Origin of the sequence: Micromonospora sp. WMMD708, assembly GCF_049315245.1 — a bacterium.
GTDB lineage: Bacteria > Actinomycetota > Actinomycetes > Mycobacteriales > Micromonosporaceae > Micromonospora > Micromonospora wenchangensis.
Genome location: NZ_CP186060.1, coordinates 3,062,244 through 3,084,556 on the forward strand (window position 1 = coordinate 3,062,244; position 22,313 = coordinate 3,084,556).

At 75.1% G+C, this 22,313-nt stretch carries 21 protein-coding genes; 7 read left to right on the forward strand and 14 right to left on the reverse strand.

The genetic code is table 11. The features are described from left to right. Positions 1–52: 52 nt before the first annotated feature. From ACN260_RS13505 to pip, 3 genes are all read right to left on the reverse strand, one after another. Positions 53–1,627 carry a glutamate synthase-related protein gene (locus ACN260_RS13505; protein ID WP_422756293.1) on the reverse strand — a complete coding sequence of 525 codons (1,575 nt, stop codon included), beginning with the start codon at positions 1,625–1,627 and terminating at the stop codon, positions 53–55. Positions 1,628–1,684: 57 nt separating this feature from the next. Continuing rightward, complete coding sequence (locus ACN260_RS13510) at positions 1,685–2,818, reverse strand: peptidoglycan recognition protein family protein (protein WP_422756294.1); 1,134 nt, start codon at positions 2,816–2,818, stop codon at positions 1,685–1,687. 189 nt (positions 2,819–3,007) lie between these two features. Continuing rightward, a complete protein-coding gene (gene pip, locus ACN260_RS13515; RefSeq protein WP_422756295.1) occupies positions 3,008–3,961 on the reverse strand; it encodes a prolyl aminopeptidase in 954 nt (317 codons plus the stop codon). 51 nt (positions 3,962–4,012) lie between these two features. Here pip and ACN260_RS13520 point away from each other — a divergent pair, with 51 nt between their 5' ends. From ACN260_RS13520 to ACN260_RS13535, 4 genes are all read left to right on the forward strand, one after another. Continuing rightward, complete coding sequence (locus ACN260_RS13520) at positions 4,013–4,543, forward strand: MarR family winged helix-turn-helix transcriptional regulator (RefSeq protein ID WP_422756296.1); 531 nt, start codon at positions 4,013–4,015, stop codon at positions 4,541–4,543. 139 nt (positions 4,544–4,682) lie between these two features. Then, complete coding sequence (locus ACN260_RS13525) at positions 4,683–6,302, forward strand: serine/threonine-protein kinase (protein ID WP_422756297.1); 1,620 nt, start codon at positions 4,683–4,685, stop codon at positions 6,300–6,302. A gap of 97 nt (positions 6,303–6,399) precedes the next feature. Beyond that, on the forward strand, positions 6,400–7,392 hold the full coding sequence (locus tag ACN260_RS13530) for a mechanosensitive ion channel family protein (protein WP_422756298.1): 993 nt from the start codon (positions 6,400–6,402) through the stop codon (positions 7,390–7,392). Positions 7,393–7,597: 205 nt separating this feature from the next. Beyond that, positions 7,598–8,794 carry an MFS transporter gene (locus ACN260_RS13535; RefSeq protein WP_422756299.1) on the forward strand — a complete coding sequence of 399 codons (1,197 nt, stop codon included), beginning with the start codon at positions 7,598–7,600 and terminating at the stop codon, positions 8,792–8,794. Here ACN260_RS13535 and ACN260_RS13540 read toward each other — a convergent pair. The 8 genes from ACN260_RS13540 to ACN260_RS13575 all read right to left on the reverse strand — a co-directional run bounded on the left by ACN260_RS13540 (position 8,783) and on the right by ACN260_RS13575 (position 16,305). Then, positions 8,783–9,172, reverse strand: coding sequence for a YchJ family protein (locus tag ACN260_RS13540; RefSeq protein WP_422756300.1), 390 nt, complete (start codon positions 9,170–9,172; stop codon positions 8,783–8,785). The two genes, ACN260_RS13535 and ACN260_RS13540, sit on opposite strands and share 12 nt — an antisense overlap. A 61-nt stretch (positions 9,173–9,233) precedes the next feature. Continuing rightward, the gene (locus ACN260_RS13545) at positions 9,234–9,884 is read right to left on the reverse strand and encodes a C39 family peptidase (RefSeq protein WP_422756301.1); all 651 of its coding nucleotides are present in this window, start codon (positions 9,882–9,884) and stop codon (positions 9,234–9,236) included. 535 nt (positions 9,885–10,419) lie between these two features. After that, on the reverse strand, positions 10,420–11,529 hold the full coding sequence (locus ACN260_RS13550; RefSeq protein WP_422756302.1) for a magnesium and cobalt transport protein CorA: 1,110 nt from the start codon (positions 11,527–11,529) through the stop codon (positions 10,420–10,422). 71 nt (positions 11,530–11,600) lie between these two features. Next, positions 11,601–12,233 carry a class F sortase gene (locus ACN260_RS13555; RefSeq protein ID WP_422756303.1) on the reverse strand — a complete coding sequence of 211 codons (633 nt, stop codon included), beginning with the start codon at positions 12,231–12,233 and terminating at the stop codon, positions 11,601–11,603. Positions 12,234–12,343: 110 nt separating this feature from the next. Then, positions 12,344–12,835, reverse strand: coding sequence for a hypothetical protein (locus tag ACN260_RS13560; RefSeq protein ID WP_422756304.1), 492 nt, complete (start codon positions 12,833–12,835; stop codon positions 12,344–12,346). Between the two features lie 294 nt (positions 12,836–13,129). Further along, on the reverse strand, positions 13,130–13,990 hold the full coding sequence (locus ACN260_RS13565) for a class I SAM-dependent methyltransferase (RefSeq protein WP_422756305.1): 861 nt from the start codon (positions 13,988–13,990) through the stop codon (positions 13,130–13,132). 73 nt (positions 13,991–14,063) lie between these two features. Continuing rightward, positions 14,064–15,134, reverse strand: a complete 1,071-nt coding sequence (locus ACN260_RS13570; protein ID WP_422756306.1) for a Gfo/Idh/MocA family oxidoreductase — start codon at positions 15,132–15,134, stop codon at positions 14,064–14,066. Between the two features lie 73 nt (positions 15,135–15,207). Then, a complete protein-coding gene (locus tag ACN260_RS13575) occupies positions 15,208–16,305 on the reverse strand; it encodes a serpin family protein (protein WP_422756307.1) in 1,098 nt (365 codons plus the stop codon). Positions 16,306–16,449: 144 nt separating this feature from the next. On the opposite strand from ACN260_RS13575, the gene ACN260_RS13580 reads away from it, so the two are divergent. Further along, complete coding sequence (locus tag ACN260_RS13580) at positions 16,450–17,628, forward strand: lycopene cyclase family protein (protein ID WP_422756308.1); 1,179 nt, start codon at positions 16,450–16,452, stop codon at positions 17,626–17,628. Positions 17,629–17,652: 24 nt separating this feature from the next. On the opposite strand, the gene ACN260_RS13585 is transcribed toward ACN260_RS13580, so the two are convergent. Then, the gene (locus tag ACN260_RS13585) at positions 17,653–18,759 is read right to left on the reverse strand and encodes a serine hydrolase domain-containing protein (RefSeq protein ID WP_422756309.1); all 1,107 of its coding nucleotides are present in this window, start codon (positions 18,757–18,759) and stop codon (positions 17,653–17,655) included. A 115-nt stretch (positions 18,760–18,874) separates the two neighbouring features. Here ACN260_RS13585 and rnhA point away from each other — a divergent pair, with 115 nt between their 5' ends. After that, positions 18,875–19,339 carry a ribonuclease HI gene (gene rnhA, locus ACN260_RS13590; protein ID WP_422756310.1) on the forward strand — a complete coding sequence of 155 codons (465 nt, stop codon included), beginning with the start codon at positions 18,875–18,877 and terminating at the stop codon, positions 19,337–19,339. A 66-nt stretch (positions 19,340–19,405) separates the two neighbouring features. Here the strand turns inward: rnhA and ACN260_RS13595 are convergent, their stop codons facing one another. Both ACN260_RS13595 and ACN260_RS13600 read right to left on the reverse strand, forming a co-directional pair. Beyond that, positions 19,406–19,657, reverse strand: a complete 252-nt coding sequence (locus ACN260_RS13595; RefSeq protein ID WP_422756311.1) for a hypothetical protein — start codon at positions 19,655–19,657, stop codon at positions 19,406–19,408. Positions 19,658–19,741: 84 nt separating this feature from the next. Further along, entirely contained in the window at positions 19,742–20,590 is an 849-nt protein-coding gene (locus tag ACN260_RS13600) for a pentapeptide repeat-containing protein (protein WP_422756312.1), read from the reverse strand. A gap of 225 nt (positions 20,591–20,815) precedes the next feature. Here ACN260_RS13600 and ACN260_RS13605 point away from each other — a divergent pair, with 225 nt between their 5' ends. Continuing rightward, positions 20,816–22,291 carry a flavin-containing monooxygenase gene (locus ACN260_RS13605; protein ID WP_422756313.1) on the forward strand — a complete coding sequence of 492 codons (1,476 nt, stop codon included), beginning with the start codon at positions 20,816–20,818 and terminating at the stop codon, positions 22,289–22,291. Positions 22,292–22,313 lie beyond the last annotated feature (22 nt).

Consider the following 22,313-nt stretch of genomic DNA (forward strand, 5'->3'; position numbering starts at 1 on the left):
CCCATCTTCGCACACATGTTCGAATAATTGCGCTGAGCTGCTGAAATCATGGTCAGCCCTGGGCGGTGGCCGAGGGGAGGGCGCTGCCGCCCCGGGGCGCCTCGCCGGCCATCAGCCGGGCGATCTCGGCCCGGTCGGCGGCCGACGGCAGCCCCCACTGCGGCTGGTAGCCGTAGACCTCCCGCAAGGGGCGGGCCGAGGTCCGGCCGTCGAGGATCTCGATGGCGTCGGTGTCGATCAGCCCCGGGTGTTCGACGCCGCACGCCTCGGCCACCTTGACCAGGTCCCGGCGCAGGGTGCCGATGTAGTTCGCCGCCCGCACCGACTTGCGGGCCGGGTCCAGGCCCCGCGCCAGCCAAACGTTCTGGGTGGCCACCCCGGTGGGGCAGGTGTCGGTGTGGCACTTCTGCGCCTGGATGCAGCCGATCGCCAGCATCGCCTCCCGGCCCACGTTGACCAGGTCGCAGCCGAGCGCGAACGCCACCACGGCGTTGTCCGGCAGGCCGAGCTTGCCCGCGCCGACGAAGACGGTCTGCTCGTGCAGCCCTCGCTCGGCGAAGGTGCGGTAGACCCGGGCGAAGCCCTGCTGGAACGGCAGTGACACCGAGTCGGTGAAGATCAGCGGCGCGGCACCGGTGCCGCCCTCGCCGCCGTCGACGGTGACGAAGTCGACGCCCCGCCCGGTGTCGCGCATCAGCGTGGTCAGCTCCTCCCAGAACCCCAGGTCGCCGACGGCGGACTTGATGCCGACCGGCAGCCCGGTCTCGGCGGCCAGCAACTCCACCCAGTCCAGCAGGCTGTCGCAGTCGGAGAACTCGGCGTGCCGCGACGGGCTCACGCAGTCCTGCCCGGGGGTGATCCCCCGGGTGGCGGCGATCTCGGCGGACACCTTCGCCCCGGGCAGCAGCCCGCCCAGGCTGGGCTTCGCGCCCTGGCTGAGCTTGATCTCCAGGGCCCGCACCGGTGCCCCGGCGACCAGGTCGCGCAGCCGGGCGAGGTCGAACCGGCCCTTGGCGTCCCGGCAGCCGAAGTACGCCGTACCGAGTTGGAAGACCAGTTCGCCGCCGTGGCGGTGGTACGGCGACAGCCCGCCCTCGCCGGTGTTGTGCAGGCAGCCGGCCAGCGCCGCCCCCTGGTTGAGGGCGGACACTGCGTTGCCGGACAGCGAGCCGAAGCTCATCCCGGAGATGTTGACCACCGAACCGGGGCGGAACGCCTTCGCCCGGCCGCGTGGCCCACCGAGCACCTTGGCCGCCGGCAGCCGTACGTCGTGTCCGGCGGTGGGGTGCGACGGCGGGACGGTCGGGGCGAACGTGCGGTGTTTGATGATCGGGTAGCCGGGGCTGCGTTCGATGTCGTTGTCGGTGCCGAACCCGAAGTAGTTGTTCTCCTGCTTGGCCGAGGCGTAGATCCACCGCCGTTGGTCCCGGGTGAACGGGCGTTCCTCGTCGTTGCCGGCGACGATGTACTGGCGCAGCTCCGGCCCGATCGCCTCCAGCAGGTACCGGGCCCGTCCGACCAGCGGGAAGTTGCGCAGCAGCGCGTGGTCACGTTGCAGGACGTCGCGGGCGGCGAGGCCGGCTACGGCGGCGGCGATCACGGGTACGGTGCGGCGGGCCCACGTCATGCCGGCCACACTCCCCGTTGCCGCCGTCGCCCAAACGCCCCTGCCCGCGTGGCGGGGTCAGCGCCGCAACGACTGCCGCACGATGCCCCCGACCAGGGCGCACCAGGTGCCGGTGGAGACCCGGCCGGTGCGGGGCAGGCCGTGCAACCCCTGGAGGTCCTGCACGGCACGGCGGGTGGCCCGGTCGTAGCTGCCGGTGACGGCGACCTCGGCGTAGCCCTTCCAGTTCAGGATGAACTGCACCGCCTGCACCGGCAGGCCGGTGGCGTCGCGGTCCAGTTCGGGTGCGAGGGTCTCCCAGGTGGGGGCGGTCAGGGTGGCGTCGACGTCGACCGGGATGCCGTTGCGGGCCTGCCAGTCGCCGACCGCGGCGACGGTGGCGGCGTCGAACGTGCCGGTCGGGGTGACCGGGTAGCCCCGGTGGGCCAGCAGGTACTGGGCGACCTGGACGCCCGGGGCGTTGACGAAGCGCCACAGGTCGGGCCAGCGGCGCTCCGGCACGTCGGCCGGCCGGGTGCCGAGCCGGCGGAACACCTCCCGGCGCACCCCGGGGAACAGGCGGTAGAACTGTGCGCCGGGGCACTGGGTGACGCGGAAGTCCCAGTGGCCGAAGATGTCGTGGGCGTGCAGGCCGTACTGCCGGCAGATGGTGGTGCAGAGCCGGACCAGGGAGTCGAGCAGCGCCTGCGGCGGGGTGTCGGTGACGTAGGTGCCCTCGTTCTCGATGCCGATGGCCCGGCCGTTCTCGCCGGGGCAGTGCGCCGAGACCATCTGCCGGTCGCCGGCCCGCAGCCGCTCCAGGCTGCCGTGCCGTCCCTCCAGGACGTAGCCGCCCCGGCTGACGGTGAAGTGCTGGCCGGTGTCGGACCAGCCGTTGCCGTCCATGTGCAGGTCCTGGCAGTCGTGGGCCAGCTTGACCGCCTGCTCGCGGGAGTAGTCGGTGACGTTCGGGAAGGCCATGTGGTGCACGATGATCTTGTTGGTGGGGATCGTGCTGACCGACAGCGGGTCGGCCGGCGGGCGGGCGTCCCACCCGTCGCACCCGATGATCCAGTCCAGGTCCGCGCCGGGGGCGGCGGCCCGGGCCCCGCCCGGCAGGGCCAGTTCGGAGCCGACGACCGCGACGGTGGCCGCGCCGAGGCCGGCCCGCAGCAGCGTACGACGGTCGAGTGCGGGGCGTACGACGGACATGGCATCTCCTCGGCGGCCGGCGACGGCGCTGGCGCGGACGTGAAAACTAGCTCCAGCGATTTCGCGTGAGATGGAGGATATTGCCACCTCGACGGTCGGCGCTAGAGGGCGTCATCGATCGATTCTGCCCATCGTCGCGGCGTGCCGTGCAGAACTGTCCGAATTTCCTGCCGTCGGGGGGTGAACCGCTCAGCCGGCGGCGGCGAAGTCGTCCAGGGCGGCCAGCAGCAGCCGCCGGGTCTGCACCGTGCCGAAGTGACCCGCCCCCTCGACCACGTGCAGGCGCGAATCCGGCCAGGCCCGGTGCAGTTCCCAGGCGGTGGCGAGCGGGCTGCCCAGGTCGACCCGGCCGTGGATCAGCACGCCCGGGATGCCGGCGAGCCGGTCGGCCCGCCGGATCAGCTCGCCCTCGGCCAGCCAGGCCCCCTGCGAGAAGTAGTGCGCGCAGATCCGCACCATCGCGGTCCGCTCGGCCGACGGGCGGTCGCCGTACGGGTTGCCCACCCCCTCGGCGGAGACCACCGCGTCCTCCCAGGCGCACCAGTCGCGCACCGCCCGCTCGCGGACCACCGGGTCGGGGTCCTCCACCAGCCGGGCGTACGCCCCGACCACGTCGTCGTCCGGGCCGACGCCGCCACCGGCGAGGAACCGTTCCCACTCGCGGGGGAAGTACCTGCCGACACCCCGGTAGAGCCAGTCGACCTCGGACCGGCGGGTGGTGGTGACCGCCCCGATCACGATCGCCGACACCCGCTGCGGGTGCCGCTGCGCGTACGCCAGCAGCAGCGTCGAGCCCCACGAGCCGCCGTAGAGCAGCCACCGCTCGACGCCCAGGTGCTCGCGCAGCCGCTCCATGTCGGCGACCAGGTGCGCGGTGGTGTTGTGTCGCAGGTCGGTGGCCGGGTCGGCGGCGTGCGGGGTGCTGCGCCCGCAGTTGCGCTGGTCGAACAGGACCACCCGGTAGCGGTCGGGGTCGAAGTACCGCCGCGCCCACGGGCCGCAGCCCGAGCCCGGTCCGCCGTGGACGACGAGCGCCGGGCGGCCCGCGGGGTTGCCGCAGACCTCCCAGTAGACCGCGTTGCCGTCGCCGACGTCGAGCATGCCGTGGTCGTACGGCTCGATCGGCGGGTACCGCTCGTCCATCGGTGGACCTCCCCGGGGCCGCGAGATACAACAGCGCTGTTACATTACGGCATGCCCGACGAAGTATCCGACCCCGCACTGCTCGGCACCCGGCTACGGCACCTGCTGGACCTGCTCGACGGCGACGTCGCCGCCGTCTACACCGACCTCGGGCTGCCCGGCCTGCGCCCCCGCTACACCCCGGTGCTGATCGCGCTGGACCGGCTCGGCCCGGCATCGATCCGTACCCTCGCCGGGGCGACCGGGGTGACCCACTCCGCCGCCAGCCAGACGATCGCCCGGATGGCGGCCGACGGGCTGGTCACCCTCGCCCCCGGTGCCGACGCCCGGCAGCGCATCGTCACCCCCACCGACCGGGCCCGGGACCTGCTGCCCGTCCTGCACGCCGAGTACGCCGCGACCACCACCGCCGCCCGCCGGTTCGAGGCGGAGCTGGCGTACCCGCTGAGCCGCCTCGTCGACGAGGCCCTGGCCGCGCTGCGGCGGCGGTCGATGCGGCAACGCATCGCCGACGTCGCCCCGCAGCTCGTCCGCCCGACCGGCCCCGACCAGGGCGACCGGCCGGCGACCCCGACCGGGTGACCGGAACCAGTCTCCGCCGCGGGACGTCCGGACGCGAGGAAACAACCGTTGCGCCGATGGACCGCAGCTCGACCCGGGTAAGAATGATCAGTGTGGCCCTGACCTGTGACCAGTCCCGGCGGACCGGAAAGGCCGGCGGGTGACCGGCGACTGGCGGTTGTCCGGCTACACCCCGGTACGGCAGCTCGGCACGGGCGCGTCCGGCCGGGTGCTGCTCGCCACCCACGACGCCACCGGCACCCCGGTCGCCATCCGCTACCTCACCCCGTCCCTCGGTGCCGACCCCGTCTTCCGGATGGCCTTCCGGGAGCAGGCGCGGCTGCTGGTCGACGTGGACGATCCACACGTCTGCCGGCTCTTCGAGTACGCCGAGTCGCACTCGGCCGCCGCGATCGTCACCGAACTGGTCAACGGGGTGGCGCTGCGGGACCTGCTGCGCGCGCACGGTCCGGTCCCGCCGGAGGCCGCGCTCCACGTCCTCAAGACCTCGCTCGCCGGGCTCGCCGCCGCGCACGCCCGGGGCGTGGTGCACGGCGACCACCGGCCGGAGAACGTCCTCGTCACCCCGGACGGGCGGGGCAAGCTCACCGACTTCGCCATCGTCCTGCCCACCGGCATCGGCCGCCGGCTGGCCCCCGAACAGTGGACGGGCGCCCCCGCCGAGCCGGCCGGCGACATCTACGCCGCCACCGCCACGTTCGTCGAGTGCCTCACCGGGCGACCCCCCTACGACGGGCGGGACCTGGCGACCCTGCGCGCCCAGCACAGCGCCGCGCCGGTCCCGGACGCCCCGACCCCGGCACCCGTGCACGACCTGCTCCGGCACGGGCTGGCCTGGTGCCCCGGCGACCGTACCCAGCCCGCCGAGATCTTCCTCACCGAGCTGGAACACACCGCCGCCCGCTCCTACGGCGGGGACTGGGAGGAACGCGGTCGGCGTCAGCTCGCCCAGCGCGTCGCGCTGCTCGCCGCGTCCCTCCCCCTGCCCGACGGGGCACCCGGAGCCGGCGAGGCGGCGGACGCCCCCGACGCCGGTCCCCACCCGGCCCTGCGGCGCGGCGGCCTGCGCAGCGTCCTGGTCGGGGTGGGCCTGACCGCCGCCCTGCTGGTCGGCGTCGTCGTGCTGGGTGTCGCCGCCCGGCGGTCCGGTCCGCTCACCCTCGCCGACGGCGCCGTCGGACCGGGAGCGACCGCCGCCGCCACCCGCAGCCCCGCACCGCTGGCCGCCGCGCCGGCCATCACCGTCGTGCCGGCGGAGCCGAGCCGCAGCCCCACCCCGGCGGCGAGCACCACCGGTGCGCCGACCAGCACCGCACCGACCCGGTCCGCCGCCGCGACCACCACCCGGGTACGCACCCCGAGCCCCGCGCCGCCGCCGACGCCGAACCTCCCGCTCCTGCCGCCGGACGTGTCGCCGCCGACCGTGTCCCTCCCCGACGTCACCCCGACCACCGTTGAGCCACAGGGCTGCCCCGACGGGGTCACCGCGACCACGGTCACCGCGACGGTCGTCGACGACCGGGCCGCCGGCGACGGACTCCGGGTGGTGTTCCGGTACACCATCGACGGTGCCACCCGGACCGTCGGCATGGACCAGACCGCGCCGGACGTCTTCCAGGGCACCCTCGGTGACCTGCCGGCGCCCTCGGCGACCGCCCGGATCCCGATCCAGGTCGTCGCCGTCGACGACGCCGGCAACGCCTCGGCACCCGCCGGCCCGGTCGTGGTGTCGCTGCTGCCCGCCTGCACGTCGCGCTGAGCGGGCCGGCGGCCGGGGGCCGGGGCCCGTCGGGTTTCCGGCGACCGGACCGGGGGTAGCTTCGGGGGCCGACCGAGCTGACGGTGGAGGACCACGGATGACAGAGAAGTTCAGCGATGCGGTGGGCGACGCCCTGCGGGCGGTGATGCTCTTCCTGCCCAAGGCGGTCGCCTTCGTGGCGATCCTGGTGGCCGGCTGGCTGATCGCCAAGGCCGTCCGCAGGATCGTCGACAAGGTGCTGGAACGGGTGCACTTCGACCGGGCCGTCGAACGGGGCGGGATCAAGACCGCGCTGGCCCGCTCCCGCTACGACGCCAGCGACATCGTCGCCAAGCTCGCCTACTACGGGGTGCTGCTGGTGACCCTCCAGCTCGCCTTCGGCATCTGGGGCCCCAACCCGATCTCCGACCTCATCGCCGGCGTGATCGCCTGGCTGCCCCGGGCGTTCGTCGCGATCGTCATCGTGGTCGTCGCCGCCGCCATCGCCAACGCGGTCAAGGACATCATCAGCAGCGCGCTCGGCGGCCTGTCCTACGGTCGGGTGCTGGCCAACATCGCCTCGGTGTTCATTCTCGGCCTGGGGGTGATCGCCGCGCTCAACCAGATCGGCGTCGCCACCGCGGTCACCACGCCGGTGCTGGTCGCCGTCCTCGCCACCGTCGGCGGCATCCTCGTCGTCGGGGTCGGCGGTGGGCTCGTCCGCCCGATGCAGGCCCGCTGGGAGTCCTGGCTGACCCGCGCCGAGCAGGAGTCGCGCACCATCGCCACCCACGCCCGCGCCTACCAGGCCGGCCGGCGCGACGTCGAGACCCGGCTGGACCCGTACGCGGAGGCCGAACGCACCCAGCCGGTCCCCACCACCCCGGCCGCGCCGGTGCCCACCACCCCCACCCCGGCGGTGGCGGTCCCCACCACGCCGCCTGCGGCGGTGGACGACGACGCCGAACGGACCCAGGTGGTGACCCGCCCCGACGACGTCGAGGCGACCCAGGTCGTGCCGCGCCAGGCCGGACCGGCCGACGGTCCCGCCACCGACAGCGAGGCCACCATGGTCATCCCCCCGGTGGACCAGGACACCCCCCGCCGCTGACCGTGCCGCGCGACGGGGGCGGACGCCGGACCAGGCGCCGCCCCCGTCGGCAGGTGGACACCGCGCCGGGGCCGCGCCGGAGGCCGCAGCCGGCTAGCATCGGGCACATGACCTGGCGATGGTGATCCTGCACTGAAGGCCGAAACCGTGGACCGCCACGGACGCCGTACCTCCCGCGTCCGTTCCGTCCCCGGGAAAGGCCCTGATGACCTCCCTCTCCACGCGGGTGCCCGACACCCGTGTCCGCAGGCTGTCCATCACGCTCTACGGCTACCTGTTCCTCAGTGATCTCGTCCTGCTCTACCCGGTGTACGTGCTGCTGTTCAGCGACACCGGGCTCACCGTCGGGCAGATCTCCGCGCTCTTCGTGATCTGGTCGGTGACCGCGATCGTGCTGGAGGTCCCCTCCGGGGCCTGGGCCGACGCCGTCTCCCGACGTCTGCTGCTCTGCCTCGCGCCGCTGCTCACCGGGGCCTGCTTCGCGCTGTGGGTGCTGGCCGGGTCGTGGTGGACGTTCGCGCTCGGCTTCGTCCTGTGGGGAGCGGGCGGCGCGCTCGGCTCCGGCGCGCTGGAAGCGCTGGTCCACACCGAACTCGACCGGCTCGGCGCGGCCGGCCGCTACGCCCGCACGATGGGGCGGGGACGGACCGCCGGGGTGCTCGGGGTGCTCGCCTCCATGGTCCTGGCCGGACCGGTCCTCGCCGCCGGCGGCTACCGGGCGGTCGGTGCGGCGAGCGTGCTGTCCGCCGTCCTCGCCGCCGCCGTCGCCACCCGCTTCCCGGAACACCGGCCCGCCGTGTCCGCCGACGAGGCGGCCGGGCCGGGTTGGTGGGCGGGGCTACGCGCCGGCCTCGCCGAGGCCCGCGCCGACCGACGGGTACGGGCGGCCGTGCTGCTCGTCCCGGCGGTGACGGCGGTCTGGGGAACCCTCGACGAGTACGCCCCGCTGCTGGCCCGCGACACCGGCGTCACGGCGTCCACGGTGCCGCTGCTGCTCCTGCCGGTGTGGCTCGGGATGACCGTCGGCGGCCTGCTCGCCCCGGCCGCGGAACGCCTGACCACCCGCGGCTACGCGGCGCTGCTCACCCTGGCCGCGGTCGCCCTGGCCGCCGGGGCCGCCGTCCGGCACCCGGCGGGCTTCCTGCTGCTCGGAGTGGCGTTCGGTGCCCTGCAACTCGCCACCGTGCTCGCCGACGCCCGCCTCCAGGACCGGATCACCGGCCCGGGGCGGGCCACCGTCACCTCGGTCGCGGGCATGGGCACCGACCTCGCCATGGTCGTGGCCTACGCCGGTTACGCGCTGGTCGCCGCGACCGGCGGGCACCCGGCGGCGTTCGTGGCGGCGGCCGTGCCGTACCTGCTGGTGGCCGGGTTGCTGGCGGTGTCGGGGTCAGTCCGGTAGCGCGTCGAGGTAGACCCAGTTGCCGTCCTCGCGGACGAACCGGCTGTGCTCCGCCATCGTGCCGGACTGCCCGGCTTCGCGGTAGTGGGCGCGGAACGTCACCGTGCCGGCGGTGTCCAGCAGACCGCCACGCGTGCTGTCGACGATCTCCAGCCGGGTCCACCGGGTGGCGGGGTCGAGGTGCAGCCGACGGGGCCGGGTCGTGGAGTGCCAGCTCCGCAGCAGGTAGTCATCGTCGCCGAGGGCGAAGGCGCTGAACCGGGAACGCATCAACGCCTGCGCCGTCGGGGCCGTGCCGTGGCCGGCGTGCAGCGGCCCGCAGCAGTCGGCGTACGGCAGGCCGGTGCCGCAGGGGCAGGGGGACGCGTGTTTCGCCACCCGCCCATCCTGCCGCAACCGCCCGACGGGCCGACCAGGGGCCGGCCCGTCGGTGCGGCGGTCAGGAGGCGTAGCCGCGGCTGGCGATCCAGTCGCCGAGGTTGTCGACGGTGATGCGGTACGAGGCGGTGTCCGGGTTGGCGGAGTCGGCGATGGTCACGGTCCTGCCGTCGTCGTGGTAGCCGGTGACGCTGATGTAGTGGCCGCCCTCGAAGGAGTGGGTGTTGCCGTCGGTGTCGGTGGTGGTGCCGGCGATGTTGGCGACCACGGCGCGGCCGTCGTCGATGGCGCGGACGATGTCGGCGCGCAGCGTGTCGGTCTGCTTGTCGTCGGCCCTGCTGCTGCGGATCTCGGTGCTGCGGTAGGCGTCGCGGCCGGTCTCCCGGTTGAGCACCGGGGTGATGTCGTTGATGCTGTCGGTGCCGTCCTCGGTGGTGCCCATGTGCTTGGCCATGGTGTCCACGTCGATGTTCTTGCCCTGCACGCTCAGCGCGTTGCGGGCGGCGGCCGGGCCGCAGTAGTAGAAGTTGGGCTGCGCGGCGTAGTCGACCTTCAGCTCGCGCTCGCCGGCCGGCTTGCGGTCGGCCTGCACGGCGGTGGGGCGGGTGGTCCCGGCGGCGTGGGCGGCGATCGCGGGGCCGGCGACGCCACCGGCGGTGGCGGCCAGGCCGGCGACGGTCAGGGCGGTCTTGCGCAGGATGTCGGTACGCATGGGGAGGCTCCTCTGCGTCGGGGTGCGGTGGACGCCCGGGGGAGAGGACGTCGCGGAAGTCAGGAGGGAAGCGCGCGGCGGTCGGGGGGGGACCTGCTCGGGCGTCCGGGGGAGGTGTAACCAATCCGGTGACGACCGCATTCCGTGGTCGGGGTCCCGGGGCCGGCTCCGGTGCGGGAGCGGCGGTGGTATGCCAGGTACAACGCCCCGGCCCCGGCGACGATTCCGCCGTGGGGGTGGCCCCGGCCACGCGACACCGGCCCCGGAGGCGACACACCGGCGGTTACCGTGCGCCACATCGGCCATGCCCACCGGACACCGACGGCGACGCCGCCCCGTACCGGCCGGCGGGCCGCATGCCGCGCAGGCCGATGACGGTGGCCCGCGAACCCGGCACACCGTGCATACGGCGATGCGGGGGACGAACACCCGTCCCCGGCCTGGCGTTGGGCGACCGCCCCGACCGCCGGCCCGACGGCCGTGGCCGCCGCCCGCCACCGGCTCTGCGGCACGGGCGCTGGCCGGGCCGGCGGGGTCAGAGCCAGCCGGAGCGGCGGAACAGCCGGTGCAGGGTGAACGCCGCGGTCGCCATCAGCGCCAGCGCGGCCGGGTAGCCGTACCGCCAGGACAGTTCGGGCATCCGGGCGAAGTTCATCCCGTAGACCCCGGCGACCGCCGTCTGGGTGGCGGCGATCGCCGCCCACGCCGCGATCTTGCGCATGTCGTTGTTCTGGTCGACGGCGAGCTGGGCCAGCCGGGACTGCAGCAGTGAGTTGAGCAGCTCGTCGTAGGCGGCGATCCGGTCGACCGCCCGGGTGAGCCGGCCCTCCACGTCGACGTACCAGCGGCGCAGCCCCGGCGGTAGCCCGCCGTCGGCCCCGGCGACCAGGGCACGCAGCGGTTCCTGGAGCGGCAGGACCGCCCGCTTGAACTCGACCAGTTCCCGTTTGAGCTGGTAGATCTGCTGGATGTCGGCGGCGTGGTCGGGGGCGAAGACGGTCTCCTCGACGCGTTCCAGGTCCCGCTCGAGGTGGGCGGCGACCTCCAGGTAGAGGTCGACCATCCGGGCGGTGACCGCGTACGCCACCGCCCACGGGCCCTCGGCGAGCAGCGACGGGCGGCCCTCGATCGCACGGCGGACCGGCGCGAGGGCACCGGACGCGCCGTGCCGGACGGTGACCACGAACCGGTCGCCCAGCAGCACCATCACGTCGCCGGTGTCCACCACGTCGGAGGTCGCGGTCAGCTCGCCCTGGGCGACGTAGGCGGCGGTGCGCAGCACCAGCAGGGTGACCGGGCCGTGCCGCTGCACGGTGGGGCGGTGCCCGTCGGCGAGTGCCTGCGCCACGGTCAGCTCGTCGAGGCCGAAGACCTGCCCGACGGCGGCGAGCACCGCCGCGCCCGGGTCGTGCAGGCCCAGCCAGACGAAAGCGTTGCGGCCGCGCCGGGTGCGGGCGTACGCGTCGGCGTAGTGCGGCCGGCCGGCCTCCCGGCGGCCGTTGACGTAGACCGCGCAGTCGACCACGGCGTCCGGGTTGGACCGGCGGGCCGGCCGGTCGGGGGCGTCCCCGGGACGTCGGCGCAGCCGGCCGACCAGGGTGCCGAGCCGGGTGCCGAGCAGGGTCGTCAGCGCTCGCCGCTCCACCGGACACCTCCGCCTCGCCGCCCGTCCGCCGGCCCACCGTAGTGGGTCGGCGCGACACCGGGCGGGGCGGGTCAGCCGACGGCGGTGGCCCGTACGACGACGTTGTCGGAGTAGTCGCGGGACCGTTCGTCGAACCGTCCTCCACAGGTGACCAGGCGCAGCGTCGGTCCGGGTCCGCCTGGCCCGTAGACCAGCGCGGTGGGGAAGTTCCGCTTCGGGTACGCCCCGACGCCGTCGACCGCGAACCGCACCACCCGCCCGTCGGCGCGGGTGACCCGGACGGTGTCCCCGGGGCGCAGCCGCCCCAGGTCGAAGAAGACCGCCGGCCCGTCGCGGGTGTCGACGTGCCCGACGACGACGGCGTTGCCCGCCTCGCCGGGGCTGGCCCCGGGCCGGTACCAGCCGGCGACGGTGGGTCGGTCCAGTGGCGGCACCTCCAGGGTGCCGTTCGGGTCGCCGGCCACCGGCACCAGGTCGGCGTGCACGCCGATGGCCGGGATGTCGATGCGGACCGGGGTGGAGCGGGGCAGCGCCGGGACGGGGGAGCGGCTGGTGTTGCCGCCGCTGACGTCGATGCTCGGCTGGGGTGGTCCGACCGGTCCGAGGGTCAGCCCGGCGGCGATCAGCGCGATCCCGGCGATGCCGCTGAGGGTGACCGCGGTGACGGCGGCGCGGGTCCGGCCCGCCCACTCGCGTACGCCCATCGCCCGTCCTCCCCGACGTCCGATGTGGTCGGGGTGCCCGTACCGGTTCGGTGCGGGCACCCGTCCCCAGGGATGGTGTGGCGCGTCGTCGACCGACGCCTGTCGTGTCGTCAGGCGACGGTGCCCGCGGCCGCCCGGCGTCGGCGGCGCAGCAGCACGGTGGTGCCGATCGCGGCGGCACCGGCGAGGGCGCCGCCGGCGGCCAGCAGGCCGGTGTTGCCGGTGCCGCCACCGGCTCCGGCGGGTGCCGCGCCGATCGGCGTGACGGTGAAGGTGGCGCTGCCGGCGGAGCTGCCGTCGCCGCAGGTGGCGGCCACGGTGTAGCTGCCCAGGGTGAATCCGGCGGTGAAGAGTTCGGCGCTCAGTCCGCCGCCCGCCGCGGCGGTGGTGGAGCGGACGTTCTGGTCCCGGTCCGGGCCGGTGACCCGGAAGATCACGTCACCCGCCTTCGGGTTGCAGGTCGTCGCGGTGAGCACGACCGTCCCGCCGACCGGCGTGGTGGCCGGCGACACCGTGGTGTCCGCGAGTGCGGCGGTCGGGAGCAGGAGCGTGCCGAGTCCCACGCCGAGCGCCGTCGATACGAGGATCTTCTGTGCCTTCATACGCGTCTTCCCTCACTTTTCGTCCGCTGTCTGCGTGGGACGTCGTTCGGGTGGCCAACTCCGCAACTAGCACCGGTGTGCCCAACACTAGGAGGGATGGGCCCTCCTACCGGGGTAAATGAGAAATCTTCGTTGCCGTCACGTGTTTTCCCGTCCGCCGGAGAGCGGCGGAATTGCCGGGACACCGCGGACAGCCGTGCCCACCTCACAACCCAGCCTCCTAGGATGCCTTAGGGGTAGTGACCCGCACGCCACGCGCACAGGCCGACGAACCCGCCGACCTGTGCGCCGGGATCAGCGGCGGCGGGCCTGGAGGGTGTAGGTCTGGGGGAGCCGCCACGGGCGTTCGGTCAGCCGCCACTCGCCGTACGCGTCGCGGGTCTGCCGCCCCGGCAGCGCGTCCCAGGGGGCGCTGTCGTGCTCGTGCAGCATGGTCAACTCCAACCCGGAGTCGAGCAGGGCGGTGACCACCTCGCCGAGCCCGTGGTTCCACTCGTGGGTGGTGTTGTGGGTGAAGGTGGCCTCGGTGCTCACGTACGTGCCGCCCTCGTCCAACACCAACGGTTCGGCACGCTCGAAGTACGGGTGCTCGACCGCCAGCACGCCGTCCGGGCGGGTTTCGTCCAGGGCCCACAGCATCGGGTGCCCCTCGCGCAGGAACAGTCGCCCTCCCGGACGCAGCAGGGCGGCGACCACGCCCGCCCAGCGGCGGATGTCCGGCAGCCAGCACAGTGCGCCGACGCCGGTGTAGACCAGGTCGAAGCCGCCGACGCCGAGCACGTCGGGCGCGTCGTACACGTCGGCCTGGACGAAGTCGACGGCCGCGCCGGTGCGCCCGGCCAGCGACCGGGCCTGGGCCAGCGACGCGCCGGAGAAGTCCAGGCCGGTCATCCGCGCGCCGAGCCGGTGCAGCGACACGGTGTCGGTGCCGATGTGGCACTGCAGGTGCACGCCGCGCAGCCCGGCCACGTCACCGAGGCGGGGCAGGTCGAACCGGACCACCTCGCTGAGGTGGGCCGGGTCGGCGGCGAACCGTTCCACGGCGTAGTCCGGGGAGGCGGCGTGGGCGGCGGCCCGGTCGTCCCAACTGGCCCGGTTGAGGGTGCGGTAGTCGGTGCCGGGCGGCTGCCGGCCCGGCTCGTCGTCGTCGGTCATCGGCTGACGGTGGCAGATGCGGCAGGTCGGCTCAACGGCAATTCGTGGTTTCCGCCGTACCGTCAGGTCCAGGTCAGGCGGGGACGGGCAGCACGGTCCGCTCGGCGGCGCTGCGGTGCGCCAGCTCGATCAGTTCCACCGTGCGTACCGCGTCCCGGGGGTCTACCGGCAGTGGTCCGTCGCCGCGTAACGCCGTCGCGACCTGGGCGTAGAAGTCCTGGTAGCGGCCCGGTTCGGTGGGCACCGGGCGGAGGTCGTCGCCCGCACCGAGCAGGCCGTACCGGTCGGGGGTGACCTCGCCCCAGCCGGGTGAATCGGGCCGGCCGCCACGGCGCAGCGCGTCCTCCTGCCCGTCGAGGCCGTGGCAGGTGTACGCGGCGCGGTCGCCGAGGACCCGTAGCCGGGGGCCGAGCTGGGCGGTGACCGCGCTCATCCACAGGTGGGAGCGGACCCCGCCGACGTGGGTGAGCGCCACGAACGCGTCGTCGTCGACCTGCGCGCCGGGGCGACGCCGGTCCACCTCGGCGTAGACGGTGTCGACCGGCCCGAACAGCTGCACGGCCTGGTCGACGAGGTGCGCGCCGAGGTCGTAGAGGACCCCGCCGGCGTCGGCGGGGCTGCCGCCCTCCCGCCAGCCGGCTTTGATCTGCGGTCGCCAGCGTTCGAACCGGGACTCGAACCGGGTCACCCGACCGAGCGCGCCGCCCTCGACCAGCCGTCGTACGGTGCGGAAGTCGCCGTCCCAGCGGCGGTTCTGGAACACGGTCAGCGGGACGCCCCGGTGGTCCGCCTCGTCGACCAGCGCGCGGGCGTCGGCGGCGGTGGCGGCGAGCGGCTTGTCCACCACCACCGGCAGCCCGGCGGCGAGCGCGGCCCGGGCGTGGGTGACGTGGGAGCTGTTCGGGGTGGCCACCACCACCAGGTCGAGGGCGTCCGGGTCGGCCCACAACGCCCCGGCGTCGTCGACGACCCGGGCGTCGGGGTGTTCGTCGGCGACCTGTTGCCGGCGCTGCGGGTCGGCGGTGACGACGGCGGCCAGCCGCAGCCCGCCGGTGGTGGCGATCAGCGGGGCGTGGAACACCCGGCCGGCGACGCCGTAGCCGAGCAGCCCGACCCGCCGGGGTTGCCGCGTGCCGTCCGTCATGCTGGTTCCCCGATCGTCGCCGCAGGTGGTCCGGTCCCCCCGAACCTACGCGCCGGTGGGTGCGGGTCCGGTGTCAGGCCGGCGTCGGGTCGGTCACCCAGCCGGCGACCAGCACCAGGCCGGTGGGGCGGTGCACGGCGAGGAATCCGAACGGGCGGTCCACGTCGAGGCGTACCCGTCGCCGTCGGACGGTGGCGCGGGGTGCCGCGCCGCCGGCCCGCATGGCCAGGGCGGTGACGGCGGCGGCCCGGAAGCCGGTGGTGGTGAACTCGGCGCGGGCGCTCTGCCGGGCGTCGGACACCGACAGCCGGGGGCTGATGTCGGGGAAGTGGTCGCCGTCGCGGGCGGCGGTGGCGAGGCCGAACAGGTCGGCGTGGTCGAGCAGGTCGTGCTCGCCGGTCACGGTGAACCCGACGGTACGCACCAGCAGCTCCGGCCGGTCGTCGTATGCGTCGACGGTGTCCTCGGTGACGCCGGGTCCGGCCGGTGCGGGCAGGGTCGCCGGGTGGTCGAGCGCCCCGATCGCGGCCGGGAGCACCCGGGCGGCGGGTTGCCCGTCCGGGCCGAGGGCGAGCAGCACGTCGACGTCGGCGTCCCCGGCGACGGTGAGCAGGCTGACCGGGCCGGCGGCGGTGTCGGCGACCCGCAGCGCGGCCGGGTCGCCGCCGGCCCGGTGCAGCCCGGCCAGGGTGCGACCGTGCCACGGGCCGGTCGCCGGCCGGTAGGGGGCGGGGTGGAACGGGGTGGCCCAGTCGACCAGCACACTCAGCGCGGTGGCCAGCACCAGCGCGGTCCCCGGCCCGACCTGGACCGGCATCCGGTCGACCAGGCCGTCGGTGTGCTGCCGCACCCATCGGTCGAGGCGCGGCTGGTCGACGGCCGGGTCGCCGGTCAGCTCGCCCCGGTTCGCGGCGTCCACCTCGGTCAGCCAGCGGCGGCCCAGGGGCAGCCCGGCGCGGGACCAGAAGCCGGCCGCGAGGCGGGTGGTGGGGGAGTCGACCGGGGCGGCGGGGGTGGGGGCGACGGCGTGCAGTTCGTCGCGGGCCGGGCCGGTGGCGTACCGGGCGAGTTGGGCGAGCAGCGGGTACACCCCGGCACCGGACAGGACGGTCTGCCGGTCGTCCAGGCGGGCCGCCCAGCGGGCGGTGAGGGTGTTGGCGGACGGGGTCATGGGGCGGCACGCTACCCGGCCGCCTCTCCGGCGCCAGGGTGCACGGTCGGCGGCACGGTGGGCGGTTGCGGGCCGGGATGCGGGTGGCGCGTGGTGGGTGGGGTCCGTGCCTGCGGCCCGGCAGGGGTGTGACAGCGTGACCTGGTGGGTGTGCGCGAGGTCGACCTGGCCGTCGTCGGTGGTGGTGGGGCCGGTTCGCTGGTGCTCGCCGCGCTGGCCCGGCACGAGCTACCGGGGTTGCGGGTCGCCGTGGTGGACCCGGTGCGCAAGCGCGGCCAGGACCGCACCTGGGCGTTCTGGGGCGCGCCCGGCGGTGATCTGGAGCCGATGCTCAGCGCCAGCTGGCCGCGGGTGGAGGTGACCACCGCAGCGGCGACCCGGGTGCTGGAGCTGGCCCCGCTGCGGTACGCGATGCTGCGTTCCGCCCCGGTCTACGAGCGGGCCGCCGAGGCGGAGCGGCGGCTCGGTGCGACCCGCCACGACGTGGCGGTGGGGGCGCTCGACGACGACGGCACGGCGGTGACGGTGCGTGACACCGACGGGCGGGCGGTGCTGCGCGCCGGATGGGTGCTCGACTCGCGTCCGCGTCCGCCCCGCCGGCCCGGCCGAACGGCCTGGTTGCAGCACTTCCGGGGCTGGTGGTTGGAGTCGTCGACGCCGGTGTTCGATCCGGGGCGGGCGGTGCTGATGGACTTCCGCACCCCGCAGCCGGCCCGGGGGGTCTCGTTCGGTTACGTGCTGCCGGTCAGCGACCGGTACGCGCTCGTCGAGTACACCGAGTTCTCCCCGGCGGTGCTCACCGACGCGGGCTACGACGCCGGCCTGCGCGGCTACGCGGGGCTGCTCGGACTGGATCTGACGGCGTTGACGGTGCGGGAGGTGGAGGACGGGGTGATCCCGATGACCGACGCCCCGTTCGACGCCCGCCCGTCGCCCCGGGTGGTGCGCCTGGGCACCGCCGGTGGGGCGACCCGCCCGTCGACCGGGTTCACCTTCTCGGCGATGCACCGCCAGGCCGGGCAGGTCGCCGCCGCGCTCGCCGCCGGTCGTCCGCCGGTGCCGCGGCCGGCGTACCCGGGGCGGCACCGGTGGATGGACGCGGTGGCGTTGCGGGCGTGGGACTCCGGGGCGGTGGCCGGGCCGGAGTTCTTCGACAGGCTGTTCGACCGGAACCCGGCGTCGCGGGTGCTGCGGTTCCTCGACGGGGCGACGAGCCCGGCTGAGGACGTGGCCCTGATGCGGTCGAGTCCGCTGCTGCCGATGACCTCGGCGGTGGTCGGTGACGCGGTGGGCCGGCTGCGGGCCCGGCTGACCCAGCGCTGAGCCGGCGCTGAGCCGGGGCGGCGGTCAGCCGGCGGCCCGGACCGCGTCGCGGATCAGCGTCCGTAGGCCCTCCATCGGGTCGCCGTCGTTCGCGCCGAGCCGGTTGCGGGTCGCCGCCACCGACAGGCCCAGCTGCGGGTACGCGTAGGCGAGGCTGCCGCCGCTGCCGGAGGTGCCGAACGAGCCGTCGTCGTCGACGGCGTAGCCGAGGCCGAACGCCATCTCCTGCCCGAACACCCACTCGACGCCCCGGACGGCGACGGCGCTGACCTGGCGCAGCCGGTCGGCGGAGATCAGGCGTACCCCGTCGACGTCGCCGATGAGTGCGGCGTAGAGCCGGGCGGCGGCGCGGGCGGTGAGGGTGCCCACGGCGGGCACGTCGGCGCGCAGCACGTCGGGTCGGCTGCCGATGGTGGCGTCGGGGTGGACGGCCGGTGGGGCGACGGCGTCGAAGTGCGGCAGGTGGGCGGAGGCGAACGCCATCAGGTCGGCCAGGCCGTTGTCCTCCAGGACGGCCAGCCGGGGCAGGTCGGCGTCGGGCACCCCGAAGAACAGTTCCCCGGTGACGCCCAGCGGGGCGGCGACGTCCTCGGCGAGGACGGTGGAGATCGTCCGGTCGGTGGCCCGGCGGACCACCTCGCCGACCAGCCAGCCGTACGTCCAGGCGTGGTAGGCGATCTGTTCGCCGGGCGCCCAGCGGGGCACCGCGTCGGCGACGAGGGCGCACATCCGGTCCCAGTCGGTGAAGTCGGCGGGGGTGACGTCGGCGGGGAGGTCGGGCACCCCGGCGGTGTGGGTGAGCACGTGCCGCAGGGTGACGGTGTGCTTGCCGTGCCGGGCGAACTCCGGCCAGACGTCGGCGACGCGCAGGTCGTGGTCGAGCCGGCCCGCTTCGGCGAGGACGTGCACGACGCTGCTGGTCAGGCCCTTGCCGGTGGAGACGCTGAAGATCGGGGTGTCGGCGGCCAGCGGCCGGCCGGTGGTGGCGTCGGCGGTCCCGGCGGTCTCGTCGACGATCAGCCGGCCGTGCCGGTAGGCCGCCACCTGCACGCCCGCCTCCCGGCCGGAGTCGACGAGCGCGTGGATGGTCCGGCGTACCTCGGCCCGTACGGCGTCTTCGTCGATGGTCACGGTCGCCGACTCTGCCAGAGCCGGTCCAGGGCCGCCGCCCGTTTTCCGGCCGGTGGCGGGGCGCGTCCGTGTCCCTGCGGCGGGGGCCCGGTGGGGTGCCGGTAGGTTCGGCGGCATGGTGGACGGGGTCGTGGAGATCTGGACCGACGGGGCGTGCAGTGGCAACCCGGGGCCGGGGGGTTGGGGTGTGCTGCTGCGCTACGGCGGGCACGAGCGGGAGCTGTGCGGTGGCGAGGCCACCCCGACCACCAACAACCGGATGGAGCTGACCGCCGCGATCGAGGCGTTGGAGGCGCTGACCCGGCCGGCCACGGTACGGCTGCACACCGACAGCACGTACGTGCGCAACGGCATCACCGGCTGGCTGGCGTCGTGGAAGCGCAACGGGTGGCGTACCGCGGCGAAGCAGCCGGTGAAGAACGCCGACCTGTGGCAGCGGCTGGAGGCGGCCTGTGCCCGGCACGAGGTGAGCTGGCACTGGGTGAAGGGGCACAACGGCCACCCGGAGAACGAGCGTGCCGACGCACTGGCCAACCGGGGGATGACGCAGGCGCGGGCGGCGGCGGGCGTCGCCCGCTGAGCCCCGGGCCCCGCGCGCCGACGCCCACCGCGTCGCCGTGGCCGCGCCGGGGCCGGTGGCGGCGCGCTACTCGGTGGGCGGGTGGGCGGCCTCCTCCTCGGCGGGGTCGGCCGCGCCGGAGACGGCGGCCACGTCGTAGCCGGCGCGGCTGGTCTCCCGGGCCGACCGGTGTTCCTCGGCGGGCAGGTCGGCGAAGTCGTCGCCGGTGTCCCCGCCGTCGCCCAGCGACTCGCCCGGCGGGCGCAGCGACGCCTCGTACGCCGGCACGCCGTCCGGCTCGTCGGTGTCGGCCCGGTCGGTGCGTGGTTGTTCCGTCATGCCGACCTACCTGCCCGCCCTACCGCCCGGCAAACCCACCCGCCGGGGCGCGGCCACGCCGGTCGCCGTCAGCGGCGAGGGCTGTCAGCGGCGGGGGCGGCGCGGCCGGCGGGCCGGGGTGGGCGGCACCACCGTGGTCCAGTGCGCGGGGCGGCGCAGCCGGGCGGGCAGGGCGGTGTGCCGGTCGCCCCGGGCCGCCTCGAGCTGGGACTGGTGCAGGAACAGGGTGTCGGACAGGTCGGCTGCGCGCAGGTCCGCGCCGCGCAGGTCGGCCCCGGTGACGTCGGCCCGGCGCAGGTCGGCCCGACGTAGGTCCGCGCCGAGCAGTCGGGCGCCGCGCAGGTTCGCCCCGCGCAGGTCCGCGCCCCGCAGGTCCGCGCCGAGCAGCAGCGCGCCCCGCCGGTCGGCCCCGCCAATGCCGGCACGGGCGGCCTCGCTGGCGGCCGCGAGCAGCGGGTTCACCAGGTCGCGGTGGGCGTCCACGTCGACGGTGGAAAGCTCCTGCGGCGTGCCGCCGGCCAGCGCGTCGGTGGCGTCGCGGGCGGCGCGCAGCTCGTCGTGCAGCGGGCCGGCGGGGGTGAGGGTGAGCGCCTCGGTGAGATACCAGAGCAGCTCGTGCAGGGGGCGGGTGACGGTGAACGCGGCGAACATGCCGACGGCGGTGGCCGGGTCGGTGCGCCAGTCCCGGCCGGCGAAGGTGACCTGGCTGACCCGCTGGCCGGCGCCGAAGCAGTCGAACACGACGCAGCCGGGGTAGCCGCGGTCGCGCAGCTCGTCGTGGATGCCGCAGCGGGAGTCGACGCGCAGGTGGTGGCAGGGGCGGCCGGCGGGTTTGTCCCGGGCGAAGTCGGCGGAGGCGGCGAAAGCCGGAGCGACGCAGCACAACCCGACGCAGCGGGTGCAGTCGGCCCGCAGCCCGGTGGTGTCGGCCATGCCGCCCGTCGCCTCCCTCGCCCGGTGGTGGTTGCCGGCCCTGTCCGGGCCGGTCCGCCCCGGCCATTGTCCGCCGGGCCCCGGCCCGCCGACCGGGAGGGGCCCACCCACCCACCGGGGCGGCGGATACGGCCGGACGGTCCGGCCGGTCGGGCGGGTCGGCGGCACCCGCCGCCCCGGGAGGGTGGGATAGGGTCCGGTCACGCCTCGGACCAGGGAGACGCGATGCCCACCGACCACGTCGACGTGCTCGTCGTCGGCGCGGGGTTGTCCGGTGTCGGTGCCGCCTGCCACCTGCGGCGCACCTGCCCCGACACGACGTACGCGGTCCTTGAGGCGCGGGACGCGATCGGTGGCACCTGGGATTTGTTCCGCTACCCCGGCATCCGCTCCGACTCGGACATGTTCACCCTCGGCTACGCGTTCCGCCCGTGGACCGCACCGCAGGCCATCGCCGGCGGCGACACCATCCTGCGCTACGTCCGGGAAACCGCCCGCGAGTACGGCGTCGAGGAGCACATCCGGTTCCGCCACCGGGTGCGCCGCGCCGAGTGGGACAGCACCACCGCCCGCTGGACGGTCCACGTGCACCGCGACGACACCGCCGAGGACATCGTCCTGACCTGCGGTTTCCTCTTCTCCTGCACCGGCTACTACCGGTACGACGCCGGCTACACCCCCGACTTCCCGGACGTGGGACGGTACACGGGTCGGCTGGTGCACCCGCAGCACTGGCCCGACGACCTCGACCACACCGGCCGGCGGGTGGTGGTGATCGGCAGCGGGGCCACCGCGGTGACCCTGGTGCCGGCGCTGGCGCGGCGCGCCGGGCACGTCACCATGCTCCAGCGTTCCCCCACGTACGTGATCGCGTTGCCGGCCCGGGACCGGCTGGCCGACGTGCTGCGCCGCCGGCTGCCCGCCCGTGCCGCCCACCGGCTGGTACGCGCCAAGAACGTGCTGTTCGGCACCGTCAACTACCAGCTCGCCCGACGTGCGCCCCGGACGGTGCGGGCGTTCCTGCGGCGGGCCGCCAAGGGTCGGCTGCCTGCCGGGTACGACGTGGACCGGCACTTCTCGCCCCGCTACGATCCGTGGGACCAGCGGCTGTGCGTGGCACCCGACGGTGACCTGTTCGACGCCCTGTCCACCGGCCGCGCCTCGGTGGTCACCGACACCGTCGCCGCGTTCACCCCGGGCGGCGTCCGGCTCGGCTCCGGCGTCGAGCTGCCCGCCGACATCGTGGTCACCGCCACCGGGCTGCAACTGCTGGCCCTCGGCGGGATGACCCTCACCGTCGACGGCGTCGACGTCGACCTCGGCGCGACGGTGGCGTACAAGGGGATGATGCTATCCGGGGTGCCGAACTTCGCGCTGACCATCGGCTACACCAACGCCTCGTGGACGTTGAAGGCCGACCTGGTCGCCAGCTACGTGTGCCGGCTGCTGCGGCACCTGGATGCCACCGGCCAGCAGGTCGTCACCCCGGTCGCGCCCCCCGACGGCGACCTGTCGCCGCTGATCGACCTGCGGTCCGGGTACGTGCTGCGCAGTGTGGACACGCTGCCCCGGCAGGGTGCCCGCGCGCCGTGGCGGCTGTACCAGAACTATCCCCGTGACGTCGTGCTGATGAAACACGGTCGGCTCGTCGACGAGGGGGTCCGCTTCTCCCGGGCGACCGCCGACACCCCGGTCGGCTGAGCCCGTTCCCACCGTCCCATCG